Source organism: Falsiroseomonas selenitidurans (genome assembly GCF_012103215.1).
Taxonomy (GTDB): Bacteria; Pseudomonadota; Alphaproteobacteria; order Acetobacterales; family Acetobacteraceae; genus Falsiroseomonas; species Falsiroseomonas selenitidurans.
Genome location: NZ_JAAVNE010000007.1, coordinates 90,256 through 114,719 on the forward strand (window position 1 = coordinate 90,256; position 24,464 = coordinate 114,719).

The window sequence follows — 24,464 nt, forward strand, 5'->3', positions numbered from 1 at the left end:
GCATGGTCACCACCGACGACCGGGCGCAGCGCCTGCTGGAATCGGCCGCGAAGTTCCGCGCGCCCTTCCAGCTGGACCCGACGCTGGCGCTGTATTCGCCGCAGGACAATGTGGACAGCCTGGCGCATCCGCGCATCGCCGCCTGGATGAACTTCATCGGCCGCGACTATGTGCCGAAGCTGCCCGCGGCGCGGGAGCCTGTGCTGCTGCTGCTGCCCTGCACACGGACAAAGCCCTACATCCTGTCCACCGAGCATCGCCGCATCAACGCGGCGCTGCTGGAAGCCGGCTTTGTGCCCGCCGCGCCGGCCGAGCCGGTGCTGCTGGCCTTCCGCGCGGAAGGGGAGCCGGAGGCGCTGTTCAGCCTGGCGCCGCTGGTGCATCCGGATGGCGTGGTGGTGCATCGCGCGGTGATCAGCGAGCCGCTGGGCCTGGTGCCCTATGAGCACATGCTGGCATGGCCCGGCGGCACCTCCCCGGCCGTGCTGTATGACGATCCCGGCCTGTTCGAGGATCGCGGCAATGCGGTCTCCCCCTGGCGGGCGGATTGCACGGCGGAGCGGGTTTCCGCCACGCGGTGGAAATGGGGGCCGGCGGAAAAGCGCGCCTATGTGGCCATGCACAACGCCATGGCGGAGGCGGTGGCGACCGCGCTGGCGCGCTTCGGCGGTGTGTATGCGCGCCGCATTTCCTGGGTCGCGCCGGGGCTGACGCATCGCAGCTTCGTGCTGGCGAAGGCGGAGCGCGCGGCGCATGGCATCGTCGCCACGCGCCAGGTGGGGGCGGAGCGCCTGGCGCTGACCGGGGCCAACGACCTGCTGCCGCCGGCGCTCGCCCTGACGGCGCTGCCGACGCGGCCGCAATGCGCCGCGGCGCTGGCCCGTCTGGCGCAGCGGCTGGGCCGGAGCCCGGCGGAGGCGGCGGGCCATTTCGGCCGCGGCGGCGGCGATGCCACGCCGCTGGCCCTGCCGGAACTGCTGGAGGACCTGCTGGCGGCGGTGCTGCCCGGGCCGCGGGCCAGGGCGGCCTAGGCTAGCCCCTCTGCGGCGTGGCGTCCGGCCCATGCGGGTCCTGCGCCACCCGGCGCAGGCGCCAGCCCAGCGCGATGAACATGCCGCCGGCCAGGATGGCCTGCGCCGCCACCAGCCAGATCAGCGCCAGCAGGCCAAGGCCGGGCGAGGCGATCATCCACCCGCCCACCAGCACCGCCAGCGCGCCCAGCAGCCCCATCAGGATGCTGCCGCTTCGGAAGGCCAGCACCAGGCGGATCACGCCCACCACCATCGACCAGGCCCCCAGCATCACCACCAGCAGCAGGGCGGAGACCGCCGGCAGCAGCAGGATCGCCACCGCCGCAGCGAGGGAGGCGACGCCATCCACCCAGAGCCAGGTCCTTGAATGACCCGCCCCGCCGCGCACCGCCTGGGTGATGGAGGACACGCCATCGATCGCCAGGAAGGCCGCCAGGAAGCCCAGGATCAGCGCAAGCCCGATTCCCGGCAGCAGCAGCGCCACCAGCCCGAACAGGATGCCCGCCAGGCCGCGCAGCAGCATCAGCCACCAGCCCCGCGCCAGCAGCCGCATCTCCGCGAAGCGCCCCATCGCCCTTGCATCCGACATGCCCTCACCCCCTTCGCTGCTGCGGTCGTAACGCGGTGTCCTACCCAATCCCCTCGCTCGGCGGCTGCGCCCTGTGGCGCGCAGCCAGGCCGGCGGATGCCGGCGTTGGCGATTGAGGTGATCGGCCATGATCGCCGGGGCTGGGTGTCACACGGGCAGTGGCGCCTCCGCGATCACTTCCTCGATGACCGCATAGGTGTGGCTGGCCTTCACCCCCGGCAGGCTGAGCAGCACCTCCCCCAGGAAGCGGCGATAGGCCGCCATGTCGGCGACACGCGCCTTCACCAGGTAGTCGAAGCCGCCGGCCACCATGTGGCATTCCAGCACCGCCGGCACCCGCTTCACCGCCGTGGCGAAGCGGTCGAAGGCGTCCGGCGTGGTGTGGTCAAGGCTGATCTCGACGAAGACCAGCAGGCCGAGCCCGATCCGCGCTGCATCCAGCCGCGCCCCCCAACCGGTGATGATTCCCATCGATTGCAGCCGCCGCAGCCGTTCCGAGGCGGCGGAGGGGGAAAGCCCCACCTGCGCCGCCATCTCCGCCACCGTGGCGCGGCCCTCGCGTTGCAGCAGCGCCAGCAGGCGGCGGTCGATGCGGTCGATATCGTGGTCCATGCCTGGATCTGCCGTTGATCCAACGGTCATACACGGAAAGATTCCGCTCCATCCACGGCGCATCCGGCTTCATGCTGCGGGCCATGTTCCAAGCCCCCTACGCCCCGCCCGAGGAAGCCGCGCGCGCCGCGCTGCTGGCCGCCGCCCCCGCCCCGCGCCCGGAGGCGCAACCCCTGGCCCGCGCGCTGGCGGAGGCGGCGCGCGAAGGCGGTGGGCCGCTGGCGGTGGAGGAGATCCTGCGCGGCTGGCCGCTGTCCACGCGGGAAGGCCTGGCGCTGATGGCGCTGGCCGAGGCGCTGCTGCGGGTGCCGGACGATGCGACGGCGGATGCATTGATCGCGGAGAAGCTGGCGGAGGGCGATTGGCGCCAGCATGCGGAGGGTTTCGCCGGCGCCGCCTCCGGCTGGGCGCTGGCCATGGGGGCGCGGCTGGTCGGGCCGGGGGAGACGCCGGGCGGCGTGCTGGCGCCGATGGCCAGGCGTCTCGGCGTGCCGGCGGTGCGCCAGGCGGCGCGCCAGGCGGTGCGGCTGATGGGCGGGCAGTTCGTGCTGGGCGAGACGATCGAGGAGGCGCTCGGCCGGTCCGCGAAGGGTGCGCGCCATTCCTACGACATGCTGGGGGAGGGCGCGCGCACCGCGGCAGACGCGAAAAAGTACCTGGGTGCCTACCACGCGGCCTGTGCGGCCATCGGCCGCGCGGCGCGGGGTTCGCTGCCGGATCGGCCGGGGCTGTCCGTGAAGCTCTCGGCCATCCACCCGCGGTACGAGGCGGTGTCGCGCGACCGCGTGATGGCGGAGATGGTGCCGGACCTCATCGCGCTGGCCCAGGCGGCGCGCGCCCACGACCTGAACCTGACGCTGGATGCCGAGGAGGCGGACCGGCTTGAACTGTCGCTCGAGATCTTCGACCGGCTGCTGACGGAGCCGAGCCTGGCGGGCTGGGAAGGGCTGGGCCTTGCCGTGCAGGCCTATCAGAAGCGCGCCGGCGCGGTGGTGTCCTGGCTGGCGGATCGGGCCGCGGCGACCGGGCGGCGGCTGATGGTGCGGCTGGTGAAGGGTGCCTATTGGGATGCCGAGATCAAGCGGGCGCAGGAGCGCGGCCTGGCGGATTTCCCGGTCTGGACGCGCAAGGCGGCAACCGACCTGGCCTGGCTGACCCATGCGGCCGCGCTGCTCGATGTGGCCAGGCAGGGCCGCATCTTTCCCCAATTCGCCACCCACAACGCGGCGAGCATCGCGGAGGCCCTGGCGCTGGCGGCGGCGAAGGGCGTGAACCCGGGGAAATTCGAGTTCCAGCGCCTGCACGGCATGGGCGGGGCGCTGTATGCGAGGCTGGCGGAGAGGCGGCCGGATGTGGCGCTGCGCCTCTACGCGCCGGTCGGCGTGCATGAGGACCTGCTGGCCTATCTGGTGCGGCGCCTGCTGGAAAATGGCGCCAATGGCGGCTTTGTCGCCGCGGTGGCGGATGAGGCTGTGCCGCTGGAGCGGCTGCTGCGGCATCCGTCGGTGGCCTTGTCCGAAGGGCCGCCACGGCATCCGCGGGTGAAGCGCCCCGGCGATCTCTTCGGCGCGCGGCCGAACAGTCGCGGCGTGGAATTCGGGGAGCGCGCGGCCCTCGCCGCGCTGGTCGCCGCGCGCGATGCGGCGCCGGCGCTGCCGGATGTGCCGGCGGTCGATCCGAACGCCGCCATGGCGCGCGCGGAAGCGGCCTTCCCGGGCTGGAACGCGACGCCCGTGGCCCGGCGCGCCGCAATCCTGCGCCGTGCCGCCGATGCGCTGGAGGCGGGCTCGGGCCGATTCATGGCGGCAATCCAGGAGGAGGGCTTCCGCACGCTGGACGACGCGCTGTCCGAACTGCGGGAGGCGGTCGATTTCTGTCGCTTCTACGCGGATGAGGCGGTGCGCCTCGGCACCCCCGCTTCGCTGCCCGGCCCGGTCGGGGAGAGCAATGTGCTGAGCCTGTCCGGGCGCGGCGTGTTCCTGGCGATCTCGCCGTGGAACTTCCCGCTGGCCATCTTCCTGGGCCAGGTGGCGGCGGCGCTGGTGGCGGGGAATGCCGTGGTGGCGAAGCCGGCGCCGCAGACGCCGCGCATCGCGGGCCTCGCCGCCGCCGTGCTGCATGAGGCGGGGCTGCCACAGGATGCGCTGGTGCTGGTGCCGGGCGGGCCGGACGTCGGCGCGGCGCTTGTCGCGCATCCGGCGGTGGCGGGCATCGCCTTCACCGGCAGCACGGCGACGGCGCGTGCCATCAACCGCGCGCTGGCGGCGAAGGACGGGCCGATCGTCCCGCTGATCGCCGAGACCGGCGGGCTGAACGCCATGGTGGTGGATGCGACGGCGCTGCCGGAACAGGTGACGGACGACGTGTTGACCAGCGCCTTCCGCTCCGCCGGCCAGCGCTGCTCGGCGCTGCGGCTGCTGTGTGTGCAGGCGGAAGCGGCGGACCGGATGCTGGCGATGATCGCCGGCGCGGCGCGCGAACTGCGCCTCGGCGACCCGCGCGACCCCGCCACGCATGTCGGGCCGCTGATCGATGCCGAGGCGAAGGCGCGCATTGAGGCCTGGCTTGCGACGCTGCCGGATGGCGCGCGGGAGGTGTTTCGCCATCCTGCGGCCGAACCCGCGGCATTCCTGGCGCCGCGCATCGTCGCATTGCGGCGGGTGGAGGATCTGAATCGCGAAATATTCGGCCCCGTGCTGCATGTGGTGCGCTGGCGCGGGGCGGAGGAGGCGGCGCTGCTGCGGGCGCTGGCCGGCACGGGCTACGGCCTGACGCTCGGCGTGCAGAGCCGGCGGGCGGGATTTGCCGCGCGCGTCGCGGCGGCGGTGCCGGCGGGCAATGTCTATGTGAACCGCAACATGGTCGGCGCCGTGGTTGGCAGCCAGCCCTTCGGCGGCCAGGGGCTTTCCGGCACCGGGCCCAAGGCTGGCGGGCCGCATTACCTGCCGCGCTTCATGGTCGAGAGGGTGATCACGGTGAACACCGCGGCGGCGGGTGGCGATGCGGCGCTGCTGGCGGAAGGCGAATAGGTCGCTGACAGGCAAGCATATGTCGCATGGGGGCTAGTATTGCCGCCGCCGCCTGTCACCCTGGTGGCCATGCGCTATTCCGCCCTGGCCCTGCTGCGCCATGCCCTGACCGACAACCGGTCCTGGACTCCCGCCTGGCGCGAACCCACGCCGAAGTCTGCCTATGACACGATCATCGTCGGTGGCGGCGGGCATGGGCTGGCCACGGCGCATTACCTGGCGAAGGAGCATGGCCTGACCGATGTGGCGGTGGTGGAGAAGGGCTGGCTGGGTTCCGGCAATGTCGGGCGCAACACCACCATCATCCGCTCCAACTACCTGCTGCCCGGCAACACGCCCTTCTACGAGCATTCGATGAAGCTGTGGGAAGGGCTGGAGCAGGACATCAACTACAACGCCATGGTCAGCCAGCGCGGCGTGCTGAACCTGTTCCATTCGGACAGCCAGCGGGATGCCTATGCCCGCCGCGGCAACGCCATGCGGCTGGCCGGCGTGGATGCGGAATTGCTGGACGCGGCGCAGGTGCGCGCCATGGTGCCGGGGCTGGCCATGGAGGGCCGGCGCTTCCCCGTGAAGGGCGGGCTGCTGCAGCGGCGCGGCGGCACGGTGCGGCACGATGCCGTGGCCTGGGGCTATGCCCGCGCCGCGGATCAGCGCGGCGTGGACCTGCTGCAGAACACGGAGGTCACCGGCATCCGCATCGAGGCGGGACGTGTCCTCGGCGTGGAGACCACGCGCGGCTTCATCGGCGCCCAGCGCGTCGGCCTGGCGGTGGCGGGCAACACCTCCCGCGTCGCGGCCATGGCGGGGCTGCGCCTGCCGATCGAAAGCCATGTGCTGCAGGCCTTCGTGTCGGAGGCCGTGAAGCCGATGATCCACACCGTCGTCACCTATGGCGCGGGCCACCTCTATGTCAGCCAGTCCGACAAGGGCGGGCTGGTGTTCGGTGGCGATATCGACGGCTACAATTCCTATGCCCAGCGCGGCAATTTGCCGGTGGTGCACGACGTGATGGAATGCGCGGTGCAGCTGTTCCCGGCCATGTCGCGGCTGCGCACTCTGCGGCAATGGGGGGGCATCATGGACATGTCGATGGACGGATCGCCGATCATCGACCGCACGCCGATCGACGGCCTCTTTCTCAATTGCGGCTGGTGCTATGGCGGCTTCAAGGCCACGCCGGCCTCCGGCTGGTGTTTTGCCCACACCATCGCCACCGGGCAGCCGCATGCGCTGAACGCCGCCTTCCGGCTGGACCGTTTCGCGACGGGCGCCGTGATCGACGAGAAGGGCGCGGGCGCCCAGGCGAATCTGCACTGATGCGCATCCTCTGCCCCTATTGCGGCGACCGCGACGCGGCCGAATTCACCACCATCGGCAGCGCCCCGCCGCCGCGCCCCGCACCGGATGCACCGATGGCGGAATGGCACGCCTTCCTGCACCTGCGCGACAACCCCGCCGGGCTGCATGCGGAATTGTGGCAGCACAGCCAGGGCTGCCGGCAATGGCTGCGGGTGATGCGCGACACGCGCAGCCACGCCGTGGCCGGTGCCGAGGCCTGCCGGTCATGACGCGGCTGGCCAGCGGCGGGCGCATCGACCGCGCGCAGACCCTGCGCTTCAGCTTCGACGGCACGCCCTACACCGGCCAGGCCGGCGATACCCTGGCCTCCGCCCTGCTCGCCAATGGCGTGCGGCTGGTCGGGCGGTCCTTCAAGTACCACCGCCCGCGCGGCATCTGGGGCCTGGGGGCGGAGGAGCCGAACGCGCTGGTGGAACTGCGCGAAGGGGCGCGCCGGGAGCCCAACACGCGGGCCACCACGGCGGAACTGTTCGAGGGCCTGGCCGCGCGCAGCCAGAACCGCTGGCCGAGCCTGCGCTTCGACGTGCAGGCCGTGAACGGGCTGTTCGGCCCGATCCTCTCGGCCGGCTTCTACTACAAGACCTTCATGTGGCCGGCTTCCTTCTGGGAGAAGGTGTACGAGCCGCTGATCCGCCGTGCCGCCGGCCTCGGCCGCGCGCCGGAGGAAGTCGACCCCGATGCGTATGAGCGCATGCACGCCCATTGCGACGTGCTGGTGATCGGCGCCGGCCCGGCGGGGCTGGCCGCGGCGCTCGCCGCCGCGCGCAGCGGCGCGCGGGTGATCCTGGCGGATGAGGATGCGGAGCCCGGTGGCCGCCTGCTGGCGGACCGGCAGGAGATCGGCGGCCTGCCGGCGGCGGATTGGGCGGCGCAGGTGCTGGCGGAACTCGCCGGCTTCCGCGACGTGACGCTGCTGCCGCGCACCACGGTCTTCGGCGCCTTCGACCACGGCACCTATGGCGCCGTGCAGCGCGTGGCGGACCATCTGGCCACGCCGCCGGAGGGGACGCCGCGGCAGCGCGGCTGGACCATCGTGGCGCGGCGCGCCGTGCTGGCGGCCGGCGCGGTGGAACGGCCCATCGCCTTTGCGGGCAATGACCGCCCCGGCGTGATGTCGGCCGCCGCGGTGCGCGGCTACCTCAACCGCTATGCGGTGCTGCCTGGCCGGCGCGCCGTGGTCTTCACCGCCGGCGACGATGGCTGGCGCAGCGCCGCGGACCTGCTGGCGGCCGGCGCGGAGGTGACGGTGGTGGAGGCGCGGGATGCCGTCGCCCCCGCCATCGCCGAGGCCGCGCGCGGTGCCCGACAGATCCTGGGCGCCCGGGTCGCGGGCACCGCCGGCGGGCTGGGCCTGGCCGGCGTCACGCTCACCGACGGGCAGCGCCTCCCGGCGGACCTGCTGGCCGTCGCGGGCGGCTGGAATCCGCTGCTGAACCTCTCCGGGCACCATGGCGCGCGGCCGCGCTGGGATGACGCGCTGCTGGCCTTCGTGCCGGATGCCGCGCCGCCCGGCATGGCGGTGGCCGGCGCCGCCGCGGGGCGGATGACGCTGGCCGCCTGCCTGGCCGATGGCGCCGCGGCCGGGCTACGCGCGGCGGAGGAGGCCGGCCATCCCGGCCAGCCTCTGGCGCTGCCGCGCGCCGATGACGAACCCGCCGGGCTGCGCGCGCTGTTCCATGTGCCCGGCCGCGGCAAGGCCTTCGTCGATTTCCAGCACGACGTCACCGCCGACGACATCGCGCTGGCGGCGCGGGAGGGATTCCGCAGCGTCGAGCATGCCAAGCGCTACACCACGCTCGGCATGGCCACCGACCAGGGCCGCACCTCCAATGTCACCGGTCTGGCGATCCTGGCGGCGGCGACGGGGCGCAGCATCGCGGAGACCGGCACCACCCTGTTCCGCCCGCCCTACACGCCGGTGGCGATCGGCGCCCTGGCCGGCCACCAGACCGGGCGCGACTTCCGCCCCACGCGGCGGACGCCGCTGCACGGCTGGGCCGCCGGGCAGGGCGCCAGCTTCGTCGAATCCGGCGCCTGGCTGCGCGCCGAATGGTATGCCCGCCCCGGTGAGCGCGGCTGGCGCGACAGCGTGGACCGGGAGGCGCAGGCGGTGCGCCGCGATGTCGGCTTCTGCGACGTCTCGACGCTCGGCAAGATCGAGGTGGTGGGTCCGGATGCGGCGGCGCTGCTCGACCTGGTCTATGCCAACGACATCGCCAGCCTGAAGCCCGGCCGCATCCGCTACGGCGTGATGCTGCGGGAGGATGGCTTCGTCTTCGACGACGGCACCTGCGCGCGCTTCGCCCCCGACCGCTTCCTGCTGACCACGACGACCGCGAATGCGGCGCGGGTGCTGCAGCATCTGGAGTATGCCCACCAGGTGCTGCGGCCTTCGCTCACGGTCGCGCTGCTGTCGGTCACCGATGCCTGGGCGCAGGTCTCGCTGGCCGGGCCGCGTGCCCGCACCGTGCTGGGCGGGCTGCTGCCGGGCGTGGCGCTGGGCAACGAGGCCTTCCCGCACATGTCCTGCGCCGAGGTGGTGCTGGAGGGCGGCATGCCCGCGCGGCTGTACCGCCTCTCCTTCTCCGGCGAACTGGCCTATGAGATCGGCGTGCCACCGGATGCGGCGGCGGCGCTGGCCGACCGGCTGCTGGCCGCCGGCGCCACGCCCTATGGGACGGAGGCGCTGGGCGTGCTGCGGATCGAGAAGGGGCATGTCGGCGGCGGCGAACTGAACGGCCAGACCACCGCGGGCGATCTCGGCCTGGGGCGGATGCTGTCGCGGCGCAAGGATTTCATCGGCCGCGCCCTGGCGCAGCGCCCGGCACTGGTCGATCCGGCGCGGCTGGTGCTGGTCGGGCTGCTGGCGGGGGCGGTGCTGCGCGGCGGGTCGCATCTGCTGGCGCCGGGGGCGCCGGCCACCACGGCGCATGATCTGGGCCATGTCACCTCCGCCTGCTGGTCGCCGCATCTGGGGCGGATGATCGGCCTGGCGCTGCTGGCCGAGGGGCGGTCGCGCATCGGCACGCGGATCCGCGTGCACGACCCGCTGCGCGGCGGCGATACGGAGGCGGAGGTGGTGGAGCCGGTGTTCATCGACCGCGAAGGGCTGCGCAGCCGTGGCTGAGCAGGTCCTGGAAGGGCTGCGCGCCCCGCCGGCGCCGGCGGCACCGCGGGTCACGCTGCGCGAGCTGACCGGCTGCACGCTGACGGCGCTGCACGGGCCACAGGGCCTGCTGGCCGGCCTGCCGCAGCGCCCCGGCTGGGCGGCGCTGCCAGGCGGCACGGCGATCTGGACGGCGCCCGGCCAATGGCTGTGGATGGGCGTGCCGCCGCCCGTGCCGCCGGCACACGCCACGCCGCTCAACGGCGCCCGCTGCCTGCTGGAACTGGACGGCCCGCTGGCGACGGAACTGCTGGCCACGCTGCTGCCGATCGACCTGCATCGGCGCGCCTTCCCGCATGGCGCCGCGGCCGCGACGCAGGGGGCGCATGTGCCGCTGCTGGTCTGGCGCGCGGCCAACGCCTTCCGCCTGGCCTGCTACCGCAGCTATGGCCTGGCGCTGGCCGGCGCGCTGGTGGCGGCGGGGCGCGGCCGGGCGCTGGCCTATGCCGGCGCCACCCCCTGGGCGCCAGAGCCCGCTGCACCGGCCGATGCGGCCTGAAGCGCGTGGGCGCGGCCTGGTCCGGCTGCGCTGGTGGCGGCCGGATGCGGTGGATGCCGCCACCCTTGTCGCCTGGCACGCCACGCTGGACGCGGCCGAGCAGGCGGCCGCCGCGCGCTTCCGCTTCGCCGCCGACCGCCACGCCTATATCGCCGCGCATGCGCTGGCCCGGCAGATGCTGAGCGCCGCCGGCGGCCTGCCACCCGAGGCCTGGCGCTTCACCCGCACCGCCGCCGGCAAGCCGGAGCTGGAGGCGGCGCACGGGATGCCCTGGCTGCGCTTCAACCTCTCCCACACCCGCACGCTGGTCGCCTGCGCCACCACGGCGCGGGACGATCTCGGGCTGGATGTGGAGGATGTGGCGCGCGCCCCCGCCAGCCCCGCCCTCGCGCAGCGCTATTTCGCGGCGGAGGAGGCGGCGCTGCTGGCGGCGCTGCCGCAGGACCGGCGGCACGAGGCCTTCCTGCGGATCTGGACGCTGAAGGAGGCCTTCGTGAAGGCGACGGGCGCGGGCATCGCCCTGGGGCTGGATCGCTTCGCCGTGGCGCTGGACCCGCCGCGCCTGTGCCGCCTGCCGGCGGAGGCCGGGGCGCTGGGCGATTGGCGCTTCCTGCAATGGCAGCCGACGCGCTCGCACATCCTGGCGATGGCGCTGCGCCGCGCCCTATAGCTGCGATTCGATCGGCAGCCAGCGCAGCACCGTCGCCATGGCGCGGCGGCGCAGCGAGGCATCAGGCTCCTCCCGCAGCGTGACCGCGCCGCGATCGCCACCCTGCCCCGTCCAGGTCAGCCGCCCCGCTTCCAGCCCCAGCCTCCAGCTGCGCGCCGGGTGGGCCAGGCGGGCATGTTCCTCCCGCAATTCCTGCGCCAGGGTCGGGTGGTGGACGAAGGCGCCCATTTCCGTGTTCAGCGCGGCGGAGCGCGGATCGAGGTTGAAGGAGCCGACGAAGATCGGCCCGTCATCCACCACGAAGGCCTTGGTGTGCAGGCTGGCACCGCGGGAGCCGAAGACGCTGGTATCCTCGTCCTCGCCCGAAGGCTTCAGCTCGAACAGCGAAACCCCGGCCCGCAACAGGGGCTCGCGGTACTTGGCGTAGCCGCCATGCACCGCCACCACATCCGTCGCGGCGAGGGAATTGGTGACGACGGACACCTTCACCCCGCGCGCCACCATCTCCAGCAGCAGCGCCAGCCCGGCCTGGCCGGGCACGAAATAGGGCGAGATCAGCAGCGCTTCCCGCTGCGCGCGGCGGAGCGCATCGGCGATCTCCGGCGCGATGCCGCCGGCGGCGCGGGCCAGGCGGCGGGCGGCGAGGCCCTTCTTCGCCTTCTGCGGCGGGTCCGCCACCACCTCCACCATCCCCGGCTGCACGGCAACCATGCCCCGCAGCAGGTGGGAGACAGCGCTGCGCAGCTGCCCCAGATGCGCCAGGTAGCGCTGCGCCTCCGGCGCCGCCTGGGCCTCCGCCAGCGTGCCGCGCAGCCGCGCCAGGCCGCGGTGCCGGCCCTCGGTCTGGCAGACCTCGGCGGCGGGGCGCGCCAGGCTGCTGGCCCAGTAGCGCTCGAACACCTTGCGGTGGCCCTCTGCCGCGGCGCCGGCCAGCACCAGGTCCATGTCGCGGAAATTGAACTCCTCCGCCTCGGCGCCGAAGTACGCGTCGCCCAGATTGCGGCCGCCGGCGATCGCCACGCCGGCATCGGCGATCCAGGCCTTGTTGTGCATGCGGCGGTTCAGGTGCCAGCCGCCGAACAGCATCTCCAGCAGGAAGCCGGCGCGGCCGAACATCCGCCAGCGCGTGCCGTTGAACAGCCGCACCTCGATCCCCGGATGTGAATCCAGGGCCGACAGCACGCGTTCCCGCCCCAGGGCATAGGCGTCGTCCAGCAGCAGGCGCACGCGCACGCCGCGATCGGCGGCGTCCAGCACCTCCCCGGCCAGCAGCCGGCCGGTCACGTCGCCGTGCCACATGTAGTATTGCAGATCCAGCCTGTGCTGGGCGGCGCGGGCGGTGGCCACGCGCACGGCGAAGGCGTCCAGCCCCTCCCGCAGCAGGGCGGCGCCGGCGGGCGCGCCCAGCCGGTCCAGCACCTGGTGCAGCGCCTGGCCCAGGCCCAGCCTGGCCTCCGGATCCGGCGCATGGCCGGTGGGGCGCAGCACGGGCGCGGCCTGCATCGCCTGGTCTGGCATGCTTCTCCTCTCTCCCACCCGGCAGGTGGCGATCTGCCCTTGGTCAGGCAAGTCGGGCCCGAAGCAAGCGAACGGCGCGGCGCCGCGCCGGTTCGGCCGGCCGACGCGGTCGTGACCGTTACGGAACAGCCCCGTTCAGGCGGCGGCTTCGACCGCCGGCGGGCCGGCCTCCGTCGCTTCCGCCTGCCGGCCGAGCCGGACGAAGGCGGTCAGCGGCAGGTGGTCCGAGGCCACGCGCGCCAGCCCGCTTTCATGCGCCCGCACCCCATGCACCAGCCCGCGCGGCCAGCCCAGGATGCGGTCCAGCGCCAGAACCGGCATCCGCGCCGGGAAGCTCGGCGTGCCCGGCCCGGCGCGGCCGAACAGCGGCTCGAACGCCCGCAGCGATGATCGCGCGCCGGGGCGCCATTCGTTCAGGTCGCCCAGCAGCAGGGTGGGCACCGGATGCCGGTCCTCCGCCAGGGCGCGCAGGATGGCGATGGCCTGGGCGGTGCGGCTGGAGCGCAGCAGGCCGAGATGCGCCGCCACCACGCGCAGCCGGCCGGCCGGCAGGTCCAGCTCCGCCACCAGGGCGCCGCGCGGCTCCGCCCCCGGCAGCGCCAGGCGGCGGATGCGGGCGGGGGTGCCGGGACGCACCAGCAGCGCATTGCCGTGCCAGCCATGGCCGTCCGGCAGGTCCGAGACCGGCAGCGGCACCAGCCCCGTGTCGCGTTCCAGCGCCGCCACGTCCAGCAGCCCGGTGCGGCGGCCGAAGCGGCGATCCGCTTCCTGCACCGCCACCAGGTCCGCCCCCAGCTCCCCGATCACCGCGGCGATGCGCGCCGGATCGAAGCGCCGGTCCGTGCCGACGCATTTGTGCACATTGTAGGAGGCGACGCGCAGGTCGTCGCTGGCCCGGCGGACGGCTTCCGCCACACCCGGGGCCGGCGGCGTGGGCCGACGCAGTTCCACCAGCAGGTCCTGCACCGCCGCGCCCGTGCGGCGCAGATGCTCCTTCACCCGGAAGCGGTCCTTGATGTCCGCCGGGGCATTCGGGGAACGCGGCGGTTTCGCGGAATGTCTCATGCTCGAGGGTGGCCGGATTCCGTGTGGCGGGGCGCTCCGGCGACCCGGCTGTGGGACGGTGACGTCCCGATTTAGGCGCCCCGGCAGCGGCTTCCAAGGCTTTTTGTCACGCGGCGCGACAGCGGCGCTGCCCGATGCGAGCGGCTGCAACTTTGCCGGGCGCGGCCCGTTGGCTGGGCTCCGGAGACCAGAAGAACAGGAAGATCCCCCTTGCCATCCGCCGAGGCTCCGCCCCTGCGCGCCGCCATGCTGGCCGCCCCGGGCCGCATCGAGATCACCCGCATCGCCCGCCGCGCGCCCGGCCCCGGCGAGGTGCGGGTGCGGCTGGAAGGCTGCGGCGTCTGCGCCTCCAACCTCACCCCCTGGGCCGGTCCGGACTGGATGCACTTCCCCACCGAACCCGGCGCCATGGGCCATGAGGGGTGGGGCGTGGTGGAGGCGCTCGGCGACGGCGTGCAGGGGCTGGCGGAGGGCGACCGTGTCGCCACGCTGTTCCAGCACAGCTATGCGGAGGCCGATACCGGCCCGGCCGAGCAGGTGGTGCGTCTGCCCGCGGTGCTGGATGGCCAGCCCTTCCCGGGCGAGCCGCTGGGCTGTGCCATGAACATCTTCCGCCGCAGCGACATCGCGCCGGGGCAGGATGTGGCGATCATCGGCATCGGCTTCCTGGGCGCGCTGCTGACCCGGCTGGCCAGCCAGGCCGGCGCCCGCGTCATCGCCATCGGCCGCCGCCCCTATGCGCTGGACCTCGCGCGCCGGATGGGCGCGGCGGAGACCATCCCCATGGCGGACCACCAGGCCATCATCGACCGGGTGCGGGACCTGACCGGCGGCGCCTTCTGCCCCCGCGTGATCGAGGCGGCGGGCGCGCAATGGCCCCTGGACCTGGCGGCGGAGTTGTGTGGCGTGCGCGGCCGGCTGGTGATCGCGGGCTACCACCAGGACGGGCCGCGCCAGGTGAACATGCAGCTGTGGAACTGGCGGGGGCTCGACGTGGTGAACGCGCATGAGCGTGACCCGGCGGAATATCTCCGCGGGATGCGGGAGGCCGTGGCGGCGGTGGTGGCGGGGCGGCTGGACCCGCTGCCGCTGTACACCCATCGCTTCCCGCTGGAGCAGCTGGGCGCGGCGCTGGATGCGACGCGGGACCGGCCGGACGGCTTCCTCAAGGCGCTGGTGCTGCCATGAGGCCGCGGCTGGGCTTCCTCGGCACGGGCTGGATCGGCCGGCACCGGATGCAGGCGATCGCCGAGGCCGGCGTCGCGGAGATCGTCGCCCTCGCCGATCCGGATGAGGCCTGCGCGGCGGCGGCGTTGGCCGTGGCGCCGCAAGCCCACCGCGTGGCGGATCTGGAGGCATTGCTGGCGCTTGGGCTGGACGGCCTGGTGATCGCGACGCCGAGCGCCCTGCACGCGGCGCAATCCATCCGGGCGTTGCAGGCCGGCCTCGCCGTGTTCTGCCAGAAGCCGCTGGGCCGCAGCGCGGCGGAGGTGCGCGCGGTGGTGCAGGCGGCGCGGGCGGCGGACCGGCTGCTGGCGGTCGATCTCTCCTACCGCGCGACTGAGGCCATGCAGCGCATCCGCGCGCTGGTGCAGGGCGGCGTGCTGGGCCGCGTGCAGGCGATCGACCTGACCTTCCACAATGCCTATGGGCCGGACAAGCCGTGGTTCCGCGACCGTGCGCAATCCGGCGGCGGCTGCGTGATGGATCTCGGCGTGCACCTGGTGGACCTGGCGCTGTGGACGCTGGACTTCCCGGAGGTGGCGGAGGTCTCGGCCGATCTCTTCGCGGGCGGGGAGAAGCTGGCGCCCGGCGCGGCGGCGGTGGAGGATCTGGCGCTGGCGACGCTGCGCCTGGCCAACGGCACGGTGGTGCGGCTGGCCTGTTCCTGGTGGCTGCATGCCGGCCAGGATGCGGTGATCGAGGCCGCCTTCCACGGCCGCGACGGCGCCGCGATGCTGCGCAACATCGCCGGCTCCTTCTACGATTTCGAGGCCACGCATTGCCGCGGCACGGCGCGGGACGTGCTGTGCGCGCCGCCCGATGCCTGGGGCGGGCGTGCCGCCGTGGCCTGGGCGGGGCAGCTGGCGGCGGCGAACCGCTTCGATCCTGCCGCGTTGCACTTCATTGACGTCGCCGCGGTGCTCGACCGCATCCATGGCGGCGTCCCAGCGGCCATCCGGGGGTGACGCCAGTGTCCAGCATTCTCGTCACCGGCGGTGCCGGCTTCATCGGGCGCGAGGTCTGCCATGAACTGGTGTCGCGCGGCCATCGCGTGCGCGTGCTGGATTCGCTGATCGACCAGGTGCACGGGGCGGATCAGCCCGTCGACCTGCGCGGGGTGGAGCTGCGGCGCGGCGATGTGCGCGACCGCGCGGCGGTGGAAGCGGCGCTGCAGGGCGTGGACGCCGTGGTGCACCTGGCGGCGGAAGTCGGCGTCGGGCAGAGCATGTACGAGATCGCGCGCTATGTCGGCAGCAACGACCTTGGCACCGCCGTGCTGCTGGAGGCGATGATCGACCGCCCGGTGCAACGCATCGTCGTCGCTTCCTCCATGAGCGTCTATGGCGAGGGCCGCTACGAGACGGCGGATGGCCGGCGCGTGGCGGATGCGCGGCGCAGCGCGCGGCAGGTGGCCGAGGGCCGCTGGGAACTGACGACACCGGAGGGCGAGGCGCTGCACCCCGTGCCGACCGATGAGGCGAAGCCGGTGGATCTCGCTTCCATCTACGCGCTGACCAAATACGTGCAGGAACAGGCGGTGCTGGTGTTCGGCCGCGCCTATCGGCGCGACGCGGTGGCGCTGCGGCTGTTCAACGTGTTCGGCCCGGGGCAGGCACTGGGCAACCCCTATACCGGCGTGCTGGCCAACTTCGCCTCCCGCATCGCCAGCGGCCAGGCGCCGACGATCTTCGAGGATGGCGCGCAGCAGCGCGACTTCGTGCATGTGCGCGACGTGGCGCGGGCCTTCCGCCTGGCGGTGGAAACGCCCGGCCTGCGCGACGTCACGCTCAACATCGGCAGCGGCCGCGCCTATGCCATCGACGAGGTGGCGCGGATGGTGGCGCGGGCGATGGACCGGCAGGACCTGGCGCCGGAGATCATGCACAAGGCCCGCGCCGGGGACATCCGCAACTGCTTCGCCGATATCGGCCGCGCCCGCGCGCTGCTGGGCTTCGCGCCGGCGCAGGTGCTGGAGGAGTCGCTCGGCGAACTGGCCGCCTGGGTCGCCTCCCAGAAGGTGGTGGACCGCAACGCGGAGATGCGACGGCAGCTTGAGGCCCGGGGCCTCGTGGCATGAGCGAGCGTGGCGCCTTCGGATTCACGGAGTGGTTCCGCCCCGGCGAGCAGGCGCGCACGGAACGCGCCCTGGCGGCGATGGCGGCCACCGGCGCGACGCATCTGCGCACGCATCTCTCCTGGGCCGAATACCACACGCCGGGCGGCCCGGATTGGTATGATTGGCTGCTGCCACGCGCCGCCGCGCGGTTCGAACTGCTGCCCTGCATTCACTACACGCCGCCCTCCCTCTCGCGCAGCGGCAGCGCCGCCAGCCCGCCGCGGCGGCTGCTGGACTATGCCGATTTCGTCGACCACGCGCTGACCCGCTACGGCCGGCACTTCCGTGCCGTGGAACTGTGGAACGAGCCGAACAACCTGCTCGACTGGGACTGGCGGGAAGACCCTGACTGGTCGCTGTTCTGCGAGATGGTGGGGGCCGCGGCGCATTGGGCGCGCCGCCGCGGCTTCACCACCGTGCTCGGCGGGCCCTGCCCCTTCGACGCGCATTGGCTGCGCCTGATGGGGGAGCGCGGCGTGCTGGCGGAGATCGACGCGCTGGGCCTGCACGGCTTCCCCGGCACCTGGGACAGCGAGCGCGGCAGCTGGAATGGCTGGCCGGCGCTGATCGGCGCGGCGCGCGGCATCCTGGACGCGCACAACCCGCAGGCCGCGATCTGGATCACCGAGGCCGGCTACGCCACCTGGCGCAACGACGAGGCGGCGCAGGCGCGCAGCTTCCTGGATGCGCTGGCCGCCCCGGCGGCGCGGCTCTACTGGTATGGCTGGCAGGACATTCCCGACAGCGTCGCGGTGCAGGAGGGCCTGCGCTTCGACCAGCGGCACTACCACATGGGCGTGGTCGACGCCGAGGGCCATCCGAAGCTGCTGGCGCGGCTGCTGGCGGAATCCGGCACCCAGGGTGTGGCGCGCACCCTCACCCTCGCCGCGCCGCTGCTGCAACAGCCGGCGCAGCCCATCGTCATCACCGGCGGCGCCGGCTTCATCGGCTGCAACCTGGCCGACAGCTACCTGCGCGAGGGGCGGGACGTGGTGGTGCTGGACAATCTCAGCCGCCCCGGCGTGGAACAGAACCTCGCCTGGCTGAAGGACCGGCATGGCGACCGGCTGTCCTGGCAGGCCGCGGATCTGCGTGACGAGCCGCTGATGCGCGAATTGCTGCGCGACGCCGGTGCGGTGTTCCACCTGGCGGCGCAGACCGCGGTGACCACCAGCCTTGACTCGCCGGTGGCGGATTTCGAGGTCAATGCCCGCGGCACGCTGAACCTGCTGGAAGCGGTGCGCCGGTCCGGCCGCGCCACGCCGGTGATCTTCGCCTCCACCAACAAGGTCTACGGCAACCTCGGCGACCTCGCGATGCTGCTGCAGGAGGATCGCTGCGTGCCGGCCGACACTGTCGTGGCGATGCGCGGCATCGGGGAGCAGCGGCCACTGGATTTCTGCACGCCCTATGGCTGCTCCAAGGGCGTGGCGGACCAGTATGTGCTGGACTACGCGCAATCCTACGGCCTGCCGACGGCGGTGCTGCGCATGTCCTGCATCTATGGCCCGCGCCAGTTCGGCACAGAGGACCAGGGCTGGGTCGCGCATTTCGTGATCCGCGCGCTGCGCGGCGAGCCCATCACCCTCTACGGCGATGGCCGCCAGGTGCGCGACATCCTGCATGTGCAGGATGCCGTCGCCGCCTACCGCGCGCTGCTGTCGCGCATCGATGCGCTGCGCGGCCAGGCCTTCAACCTGGGTGGCGGGCCGGCCAATGCCGTGTCGCTGCGCATGGTGCTGCGCGAGATCGCGCGGCTGGTGGGGCATGAGCCGGTGGTCAGCCATGGCGAGACGCGGCAGGGCGACCAGGCCTATTTCGTCGCGGATACCACGAAGCTGGAAGCGGCGCTGGGCTGGGCGCCGCGCATCGCCTGGCGGCCGGGGCTCGAGGATCTGCATGGCTGGCTCGCGCCGCGGCACCGCCCGGTGGCCGATCGGCTGCGGCTGATCGCATGACGCCGCGCCATGTGCTCATGACGGTGGATGCCGTCGGCGGCGTGTGGCGCTACGCGATGGATCTGTGCCGCGCGCTGAACGATGCGCGGGTGCGTGTGCTGCTGGTCGGCCTCGGGCCGCCGCCCGGCACCGCGCAGGGCGCGGAGGCGGCTTCGCTGCCGGGCACGCGGCTGCAGTGGCTGGACGCGCCGCTGGACTGGATGGCGCCGGACGCCGCCGCGCTGGTTGGCGTGCCGGATGAACTGGCGGCGCTGGCGGCGCGGGCGGGGGTGGATCTGCTGCACCTCAACCTGCCGTCCCAGGCGGCGGGGCTGCGGACGGAGCGGCCGGTGCTCATCGTCTCGCACTCCTGCCTGCCGAGCTGGTGGGCGGCGATGCGGGGCACGGCGCTGCCTGCCGAATGGGCGTGGCAGTGGCGCCTGAATGCCGCGGGTCTGGCGCGGGCCGAGGCCGTGGTGGCGCCCAGCGCGAGCCACGCCGCCGCACTGCGCGCCACCTATGCGCCGGAAGGCCGCATCCGCGTGGTGCCGAATGCCGCGGCGGTCACGCCCGGCGCGGGACCGCGCGAGCTCCTGGTGCTCGCCGCGGCGCGCTGGTGGGACGAGGCCAAGGGCGGCGCGCTGCTGGATGAAGCCGCCGCGCGCAGCCCCTGGCCGGTGCAGGCCGCGGGCGCGCTGCGCGGCGACAACGGCGCGGCCTTCACGTTTCACCACGCCACCGCACTTGGCCCGCTTCCCGCGGAGGATCTCCGCAACCGGATGCGCCGCGCCGCGGTCTTCGCCTCGCCTTCCCGCTACGAGCCCTTCGGCCTGGCGGCCCTGGAAGCGGCGCAGGCGGGCGCGGCGCTGGTGCTGGCGGAGATCCCGACCTATCGCGAGATCTGGGACGGGGCTGCGGAATTCGCGGCCGACGCGGGATGCCTCGCCGCCGCACTGCATCGCCTGGCCAGCGACCCCGCTTTGCTGCACCGTCGCGCCGCACAGGCGCGGGAGCGTGCGGCGCGCTTCACCCCCGATCGGCAACTTGCCGCGCTGCTGGCCGCTTATGCCGCGGCGGCCGCTGCGGCCTGCCCTGCGGAGTAGCCATGCGCTTCCTGTTCTACACGCATTCCCTCGTCTCCGACTGGAACCACGGCAACGCGCATTTCCTGCGCGGCGTGATGCGCGAACTGGTCTCGCTGGGCCACCAGGCGCTGGCGCTGGAACCCGCCGGCGGGTGGAGCCGGCGCAACCTGGAGGAGCAGGCCGGCCTGCAGGCGGCGGAGCGCTTCGCCGAGGATTTCCCGGAGCTGGAAAGCCGCATCTACGACGCGGATTTCGACCACGCGGCGATGGTCGCGCAGGCCGATGTGGTGGTGGTGCATGAATGGACCGACCCGGCGCTGGTGGCCCGGCTCGGCCGGCTGCGCCGCGCCGGCGGGCGCTTCTGCCTGCTGTTCCACGACACGCACCACCGTGCCGTCTCGGACGAGGAGGCGATCGCCGGGATGATGCTGCAGGATTACGACGCGGTGCTGGCCTTCGGCGAGACGCTGCGCGAACGCTACCTGGCCACCGGCTGGGGCCGCCGTGTCTTCACCTGGCACGAGGCGGCGGATGACCGCCTGTTCCACCCGATCGACACGCCGCGGCAGCGCGACCTCGTGTGGATCGGCAATTGGGGCGATGACGAGCGGACCGAGGAACTGCACCGCTTCCTGATCGAGCCCACGGCGGCGCTGGGCCTCAGCGGCACGGTGCATGGCGTGCGCTGGCCGGAGCCGGCACTGGCGGCGCTGCGCGAGGCCGGGCTGGACTATCGCGGCTGGCTGCCCAATGCCGCCGTGCCGCGCGCCTTCGCGCAGCACCGGCTGACGCTGCACATCCCCCGCCGCCCCTATGTCGCCGCGCTGCCCGGCATCCCGACCATCCGGGTGTTCGAGGCGCTGGCCTGCGGCATACCGCTGATCTGCGCGCCCTGGTCGGATGCGGAAGGGCTGTTCACGCCGGGCCAGGACTTCCTGATGGCGGGCGACGGCACGGCGATGCGGGGCTGCATCCGCGACGTGCTGAATGACCCCGCGCTTGCCGCCTCCCTCGTCCGCTCCGGCCTCGCGACGATCCGCGCGCGCCACACCTGCCGGCACCGGGTGGAGGAATTGCTGGCGATTCTGGCCACGCTGGCGGCGCCGGCGGAGGCGGTGCCATGAGGATCGCCTTCTACGGATCGAGCCTGCTGTCCTCCTACTGGAACGGCGCCGCCACCTACTACCGCGGCCTGCTGCGCGCCCTGGCCGCGCATGGCCACGCCATCACCTTCTACGAACCCGATGCCTTCGGCCGGCAGCAGCACCGCGACATCGAGCCGCCGGACTGGTGCCGCGTGGTGGTGTATCCGGCGACACCGCAGGGCGTGGCGCAGGCGGCCGCGGCGGCGGCCGGTGCCGAGGCGGTGGTGAAGGCAAGCGGCGTCGGCTACGCCGATGATGCGCTGCTGCGCGCGGTGCTGGACGCGGCGCCGCCACGGGCGCTGCGCCTCTTCTGGGATGTCGATGCGCCGGCGACGCTGGCGGCGTTGCGCGCCGCGCCGGATCATCCCGGCCACGCCGCGCTGCGCGAGCTGGACCTGGTGCTGACCTATGGCGGCGGCGATCCGGTGGTCACCGCGTATCGTGAGCTGGGCGCGGCGGATTGCGTGCCGGTCTACAACGCGCTGGACCCCACCACGCATCATCCGGTGCCGGGCGATGCGCGCTTCGCCGCCGACCTCGGCTTCCTCGGCAACCGTCTGCCGGACCGGGAGGCGCGGGTGGAGGAATTCTTCCTGGCCACGGCCGAGGCACTGCCGGCGCGCCGCTTCCTGCTCGGCGGCGCGGGGTGGGAAGCGCGCGGCCTGCCGGCCAATGTGCGCCATCTCGGCCATGTGCCGACCGCCGCGCACAACGCCTTCAACGCCACGCCCACGGCGGTGCTGAACATCAACCGCGCCAGCATGGCGGCCACCGGCTTCTCCCCGCCCACGCGGGTGTTCGAGGCGGCGGGCGCCGGCGCCTGCCTCATCACCGATGACTGGCCCGGCATCGCGATGTTCCTGCAACCGGGGGAGGAGGTGCTGGTGGCACGCGATGGGCGCGATGTGGCCGAGCATCTGGCGGCGCTGCACCCGGCGCGTGCCGGCGCCATCGGCCGCGCCGCGCTGCGCCGCGTGCTGGCCGAACACACCTATGAACGCCGCGCCGTGCTGGTGGACCTGCTGCTGCGCCGCGCGCTGGCGGCGAAGGCGGAGGGCGTGATGGCATGAACCTCCTCGTGCTCGGGCTCTCGCTCTCCTCCTCCTGGGGCAATGGCCACGCCACCACCTTCCGCGCCCTGCTGCGCGGCTGGCAGGCGCTCGGCCATCGCGCCACCTTCCTGGAACGTGACGCGCCCTGGTACGCCGCGCATCGCGACCTGCCGGCACCGGATTTCTGCGGCTTCGCCCTTTACGGGGATGTGGCGGGCCTGCTGGCGCGGCATGGCGCGGCGATCGCGCAGGCCGATGCCGTGCTGATCGGCTCCTTCGTCCCCGACGGCGTCGCGGTGATCGATGCGGTGGCGCGGATCGCGCGCGGGCCCGTCTGCTTCTACGACATCGACACGCCGGTGACGCTGGCCCGCCTGGCGCGGGGCGAGGAAGCGTATCTGGCGGCGCGGCAGATCCCCGGCTTCGACGCCTATTTCTCTTTCACCGGCGGGCCGCTCCTGCACCGGCTGGAAGCGCAGTACGGCGCACGGCGCGCCCTGCCGCTGTATTGTTCGGTGGAGCCGGAGCGCTATCGCCACACGGGCGCCGCGCCGCGCTGGGACCTCGGCTATCTCGGCACCTACAGCGCCGACCGGCAGCCGGTGCTGGAGCGCCTGCTGATCGAGCCGGCGCGGCGCCTGCCGCATCGCCGCTTCGTCGTCGCCGGGCCGCAATACCCGGAGGACATCGCCTGGCCGCCGAACGTGCAGCGCATCGCGCATCTGCCGCCGGACGCGCATGCGGAATTCTACAGCGCGCAGCGCCACACGCTGAACGTCACCCGCGCCGACATGGTGGCGGCCGGCTGGTCGCCCAGCGTGCGGCTGTTCGAGGCCGCCGCCGTCGGCACGCCCCTCCTCTCCGATGTGTGGGAGGGGCTGGAGGCGCTGCTGCCGGATGCCGTGCACCTGGTGCGGGACGCGGCGGATGTGGTGGCGGCGCTGGAGGCGCCGGAGGACGGCGCGCGCCAGGCCATGGCCGCCCGCGCCCGGCGGATCGTGCTGGAGGGCCATACCGGCCAGGTGCGGGCGGGTGAACTGGCGCAGGCCCTGGGCAGCCTGGCGGCGCCGCGGCCGGCCCTGGCGGCGGGGGGCTGAGGCCCATGGCATCCCAGCGCAGGGCGGCGCCACGGCGCCAGGATGATGGCGGCGGCGCGGCGCCGGCCCGGCGCCGCGTGCTGGTGGCGGGCGGCGCCGGCTTCCTCGGCGGGCATCTCTGCGCCTTGCTGCTGCGCCAGGGGCATGAGGTGATCGCGCTGGACAGCCTGCAGACCGGGCTGATGGCCAACCTGGCGCCGCTGCTGGAGCATCCGCGGTTCCGCTTCATCCACCATGACATCTGCGACAGGCTGCACGACGCGCCTTCGGTGGACCAGGTGTTCAACCTGGCCTGCCCGGCCTCCCCGCCGCAGTACCAGGCGGACCCGGTGCATACCATGCTGACCAATGTGCTGGGCACGCACAACCTGCTGGAGTTGGCCGCCGGCTGCGGTGCGCGCTTCCTGCAGGCCTCCACCAGCGAGGTCTATGGCGACCCGGAACAGCATCCGCAGACCGAGGCCTATCGCGGCCATGTCTCCCCCACCGGCCCGCGCGCCTGCTACGACGAAGGCAAGCGCGCGGCGGAGACGCTGTGCTTCGACATGCTGCGGCTCGGCCGCGTCGATGCGCGGGTGGTGCGCATCTTCAACACCTATGGCCCGCGCATGCGTGCCGATGACGGGCGCATCGTCTCCAACTTCATCTGCCAGGCGCTGGCCGGGGAGCCGCTGACGATCTACGGCAGCGGCACGCAGACCCGCTCCTTCTGCTTCGTCAGTGATTTGATCCGCGGCATGGCGGCGCTGATGGCGCTGCCCGACAATCCCCGGGAGCCGGTGAACCTCGGCAATCCCGGGGAACGCAGCATCGCCGAGATCGCGGAGCTGGTGCGGTCGATGACCAACTCGGCCTCCCGCATCGTACACCGGCCGCTGCCGGTGGATGATCCGCGGCGTCGCTGCCCGGATATCGGGCGTGCCCGGGCGCTGCTCGGCTGGCAGCCGGAGGTGGCGCTGGAGGATGGGCTGCGGCCGACCATCGCCTGGTTCGCCGGTGCCGGGGCACCGAAGCGCCTGCCCGCCGCCGCGGCGCCCTGAAGTCACACACCAACTGATGCAAGGTTGAGCGGCCGCAGCGGGCGGATCCGGCCGCTTGCCACATTCTTGCCTTAGATAGCCTGTGGAACGGGTGCGACTAGCGGCAAGCGCAGTTTTAGCCTGATTAGTATCACCCTATGGGAAAGGCGATACAAACACGACGGCGGGCGCTCATTTATTTGACCCTATTCGGCCTATTTGGCACGCCACAGCGAAGCTTCTCACTT

General features: G+C 73.2%; 20 protein-coding genes. 16 read left to right on the plus strand and 4 right to left on the minus strand.

Translation table 11 applies throughout. The features are described from left to right. The first annotated feature begins 2 nt into the window (after nucleotides 1–2). A complete protein-coding gene (locus HEQ75_RS06580) occupies nucleotides 3–1,031 on the plus strand; it encodes a hypothetical protein (protein ID WP_168028449.1) in 1,029 nt (342 codons plus the stop codon). Nucleotide 1,032: 1 nt separating this feature from the next. Here the strand turns inward: HEQ75_RS06580 and HEQ75_RS06585 are convergent, their stop codons facing one another. Further along, nucleotides 1,033–1,620 carry an HdeD family acid-resistance protein gene (locus HEQ75_RS06585; protein ID WP_168028451.1) on the minus strand — a complete coding sequence of 196 codons (588 nt, stop codon included), beginning with the start codon at nucleotides 1,618–1,620 and terminating at the stop codon, nucleotides 1,033–1,035. A 147-nt stretch (nucleotides 1,621–1,767) separates the two neighbouring features. Then, entirely contained in the window at nucleotides 1,768–2,232 is a 465-nt protein-coding gene (locus HEQ75_RS06590; RefSeq protein ID WP_168028453.1) for an Lrp/AsnC ligand binding domain-containing protein, read from the minus strand. 83 nt (nucleotides 2,233–2,315) lie between these two features. Here HEQ75_RS06590 and HEQ75_RS06595 point away from each other — a divergent pair, with 83 nt between their 5' ends. The 6 genes from HEQ75_RS06595 (at nucleotide 2,316) to HEQ75_RS06620 (ending at nucleotide 10,958) form a co-directional block, all read left to right on the plus strand. Then, complete coding sequence (locus HEQ75_RS06595; RefSeq protein ID WP_209318379.1) at nucleotides 2,316–5,261, plus strand: L-glutamate gamma-semialdehyde dehydrogenase; 2,946 nt, start codon at nucleotides 2,316–2,318, stop codon at nucleotides 5,259–5,261. Between the two features lie 69 nt (nucleotides 5,262–5,330). Continuing rightward, the gene (locus HEQ75_RS06600) at nucleotides 5,331–6,581 is read left to right on the plus strand and encodes a sarcosine oxidase subunit beta family protein (RefSeq protein WP_168028458.1); all 1,251 of its coding nucleotides are present in this window, start codon (nucleotides 5,331–5,333) and stop codon (nucleotides 6,579–6,581) included. Next, a complete protein-coding gene (locus HEQ75_RS06605; protein WP_168028460.1) occupies nucleotides 6,581–6,832 on the plus strand; it encodes a sarcosine oxidase subunit delta in 252 nt (83 codons plus the stop codon). Before HEQ75_RS06600 ends, HEQ75_RS06605 begins: the two co-directional genes overlap by 1 nt. Then, nucleotides 6,829–9,750: a sarcosine oxidase subunit alpha family protein gene (locus HEQ75_RS06610; protein WP_168028462.1), complete on the plus strand. Its 2,922-nt coding sequence runs from the start codon at nucleotides 6,829–6,831 to the stop codon at nucleotides 9,748–9,750. Before HEQ75_RS06605 ends, HEQ75_RS06610 begins: the two co-directional genes overlap by 4 nt. Next, nucleotides 9,743–10,288 carry an aminomethyltransferase family protein gene (locus tag HEQ75_RS06615; RefSeq protein WP_168028464.1) on the plus strand — a complete coding sequence of 182 codons (546 nt, stop codon included), beginning with the start codon at nucleotides 9,743–9,745 and terminating at the stop codon, nucleotides 10,286–10,288. Before HEQ75_RS06610 ends, HEQ75_RS06615 begins: the two co-directional genes overlap by 8 nt. Then, nucleotides 10,278–10,958 (plus strand): 4'-phosphopantetheinyl transferase family protein, encoded by a 681-nt coding sequence (locus HEQ75_RS06620; protein ID WP_168028466.1) that lies wholly within the window; start codon nucleotides 10,278–10,280, stop codon nucleotides 10,956–10,958. The genes HEQ75_RS06615 and HEQ75_RS06620 overlap by 11 nt, the downstream gene beginning before the upstream one ends. Here HEQ75_RS06620 and HEQ75_RS06625 read toward each other — a convergent pair. Together HEQ75_RS06625 and HEQ75_RS06630 are read right to left on the minus strand one after the other, a co-directional pair. Continuing rightward, nucleotides 10,953–12,476, minus strand: coding sequence for a phospholipase D family protein (locus HEQ75_RS06625; RefSeq protein WP_168028468.1), 1,524 nt, complete (start codon nucleotides 12,474–12,476; stop codon nucleotides 10,953–10,955). The genes HEQ75_RS06620 and HEQ75_RS06625 overlap by 6 nt on opposite strands. Before the next feature lie 135 nt (nucleotides 12,477–12,611). Next, entirely contained in the window at nucleotides 12,612–13,541 is a 930-nt protein-coding gene (locus tag HEQ75_RS06630; RefSeq protein WP_235961344.1) for an endonuclease/exonuclease/phosphatase family protein, read from the minus strand. 246 nt (nucleotides 13,542–13,787) lie between these two features. Between HEQ75_RS06630 and HEQ75_RS06635 the strand changes: the two genes are divergently transcribed. From HEQ75_RS06635 to HEQ75_RS06675, 9 genes are read left to right on the plus strand one after another with little or no spacing between them, the layout of a single operon-like run. Beyond that, nucleotides 13,788–14,729: an MDR/zinc-dependent alcohol dehydrogenase-like family protein gene (locus HEQ75_RS06635; RefSeq protein WP_168028470.1), complete on the plus strand. Its 942-nt coding sequence runs from the start codon at nucleotides 13,788–13,790 to the stop codon at nucleotides 14,727–14,729. Next, entirely contained in the window at nucleotides 14,726–15,730 is a 1,005-nt protein-coding gene (locus HEQ75_RS06640) for a Gfo/Idh/MocA family protein (RefSeq protein WP_168028472.1), read from the plus strand. Before HEQ75_RS06635 ends, HEQ75_RS06640 begins: the two co-directional genes overlap by 4 nt. A gap of 5 nt (nucleotides 15,731–15,735) precedes the next feature. After that, nucleotides 15,736–16,842, plus strand: a complete 1,107-nt coding sequence (locus HEQ75_RS06645; RefSeq protein ID WP_168028474.1) for an NAD-dependent epimerase/dehydratase family protein — start codon at nucleotides 15,736–15,738, stop codon at nucleotides 16,840–16,842. Beyond that, the gene (locus HEQ75_RS06650) at nucleotides 16,839–18,839 is read left to right on the plus strand and encodes an NAD-dependent epimerase/dehydratase family protein (protein ID WP_168028476.1); all 2,001 of its coding nucleotides are present in this window, start codon (nucleotides 16,839–16,841) and stop codon (nucleotides 18,837–18,839) included. The genes HEQ75_RS06645 and HEQ75_RS06650 overlap by 4 nt, the downstream gene beginning before the upstream one ends. Next, the gene (locus tag HEQ75_RS06655) at nucleotides 18,836–19,921 is read left to right on the plus strand and encodes a glycosyltransferase (RefSeq protein ID WP_209318380.1); all 1,086 of its coding nucleotides are present in this window, start codon (nucleotides 18,836–18,838) and stop codon (nucleotides 19,919–19,921) included. The genes HEQ75_RS06650 and HEQ75_RS06655 overlap by 4 nt, the downstream gene beginning before the upstream one ends. 2 nt (nucleotides 19,922–19,923) lie before the next feature. Next, nucleotides 19,924–21,027, plus strand: coding sequence for a CgeB family protein (locus HEQ75_RS06660; protein WP_168028478.1), 1,104 nt, complete (start codon nucleotides 19,924–19,926; stop codon nucleotides 21,025–21,027). Next, on the plus strand, nucleotides 21,024–22,118 hold the full coding sequence (locus tag HEQ75_RS06665; protein WP_168028480.1) for a CgeB family protein: 1,095 nt from the start codon (nucleotides 21,024–21,026) through the stop codon (nucleotides 22,116–22,118). Before HEQ75_RS06660 ends, HEQ75_RS06665 begins: the two co-directional genes overlap by 4 nt. Further along, a complete protein-coding gene (locus HEQ75_RS06670) occupies nucleotides 22,115–23,197 on the plus strand; it encodes a CgeB family protein (RefSeq protein WP_168028482.1) in 1,083 nt (360 codons plus the stop codon). The genes HEQ75_RS06665 and HEQ75_RS06670 overlap by 4 nt, the downstream gene beginning before the upstream one ends. 5 nt (nucleotides 23,198–23,202) lie before the next feature. Next, nucleotides 23,203–24,237, plus strand: a complete 1,035-nt coding sequence (locus tag HEQ75_RS06675; RefSeq protein WP_168028484.1) for a UDP-glucuronic acid decarboxylase family protein — start codon at nucleotides 23,203–23,205, stop codon at nucleotides 24,235–24,237. Nucleotides 24,238–24,464 lie beyond the last annotated feature (227 nt).

Coding starts and splice junctions, on each gene's coding strand:
- HEQ75_RS06590 (WP_168028453.1), bottom strand. CDS start 2,232: ATGGACCACGATATCGACCGCATCGACCGCCGCCTGCTGGCGCTGCTG.
- HEQ75_RS06620 (WP_168028466.1), top strand. CDS start 10,278: ATGCGGCCTGAAGCGCGTGGGCGCGGCCTGGTCCGGCTGCGCTGGTGG.
- HEQ75_RS06675 (WP_168028484.1), top strand. CDS start 23,203: ATGGCATCCCAGCGCAGGGCGGCGCCACGGCGCCAGGATGATGGCGGC.
- HEQ75_RS06665 (WP_168028480.1), top strand. CDS start 21,024: ATGAGGATCGCCTTCTACGGATCGAGCCTGCTGTCCTCCTACTGGAAC.
- HEQ75_RS06630 (WP_235961344.1), bottom strand. CDS start 13,541: ATGAGACATTCCGCGAAACCGCCGCGTTCCCCGAATGCCCCGGCGGAC.
- HEQ75_RS06670 (WP_168028482.1), top strand. CDS start 22,115: ATGAACCTCCTCGTGCTCGGGCTCTCGCTCTCCTCCTCCTGGGGCAAT.
- HEQ75_RS06580 (WP_168028449.1), top strand. CDS start 3: ATGGTCACCACCGACGACCGGGCGCAGCGCCTGCTGGAATCGGCCGCG.
- HEQ75_RS06610 (WP_168028462.1), top strand. CDS start 6,829: ATGACGCGGCTGGCCAGCGGCGGGCGCATCGACCGCGCGCAGACCCTG.
- HEQ75_RS06640 (WP_168028472.1), top strand. CDS start 14,726: ATGAGGCCGCGGCTGGGCTTCCTCGGCACGGGCTGGATCGGCCGGCAC.
- HEQ75_RS06650 (WP_168028476.1), top strand. CDS start 16,839: ATGAGCGAGCGTGGCGCCTTCGGATTCACGGAGTGGTTCCGCCCCGGC.
- HEQ75_RS06660 (WP_168028478.1), top strand. CDS start 19,924: ATGCGCTTCCTGTTCTACACGCATTCCCTCGTCTCCGACTGGAACCAC.
- HEQ75_RS06635 (WP_168028470.1), top strand. CDS start 13,788: ATGCTGGCCGCCCCGGGCCGCATCGAGATCACCCGCATCGCCCGCCGC.
- HEQ75_RS06585 (WP_168028451.1), bottom strand. CDS start 1,620: ATGTCGGATGCAAGGGCGATGGGGCGCTTCGCGGAGATGCGGCTGCTG.
- HEQ75_RS06595 (WP_209318379.1), top strand. CDS start 2,316: ATGTTCCAAGCCCCCTACGCCCCGCCCGAGGAAGCCGCGCGCGCCGCG.
- HEQ75_RS06600 (WP_168028458.1), top strand. CDS start 5,331: ATGCGCTATTCCGCCCTGGCCCTGCTGCGCCATGCCCTGACCGACAAC.
- HEQ75_RS06605 (WP_168028460.1), top strand. CDS start 6,581: ATGCGCATCCTCTGCCCCTATTGCGGCGACCGCGACGCGGCCGAATTC.
- HEQ75_RS06655 (WP_209318380.1), top strand. CDS start 18,836: ATGACGCCGCGCCATGTGCTCATGACGGTGGATGCCGTCGGCGGCGTG.
- HEQ75_RS06625 (WP_168028468.1), bottom strand. CDS start 12,476: ATGCCAGACCAGGCGATGCAGGCCGCGCCCGTGCTGCGCCCCACCGGC.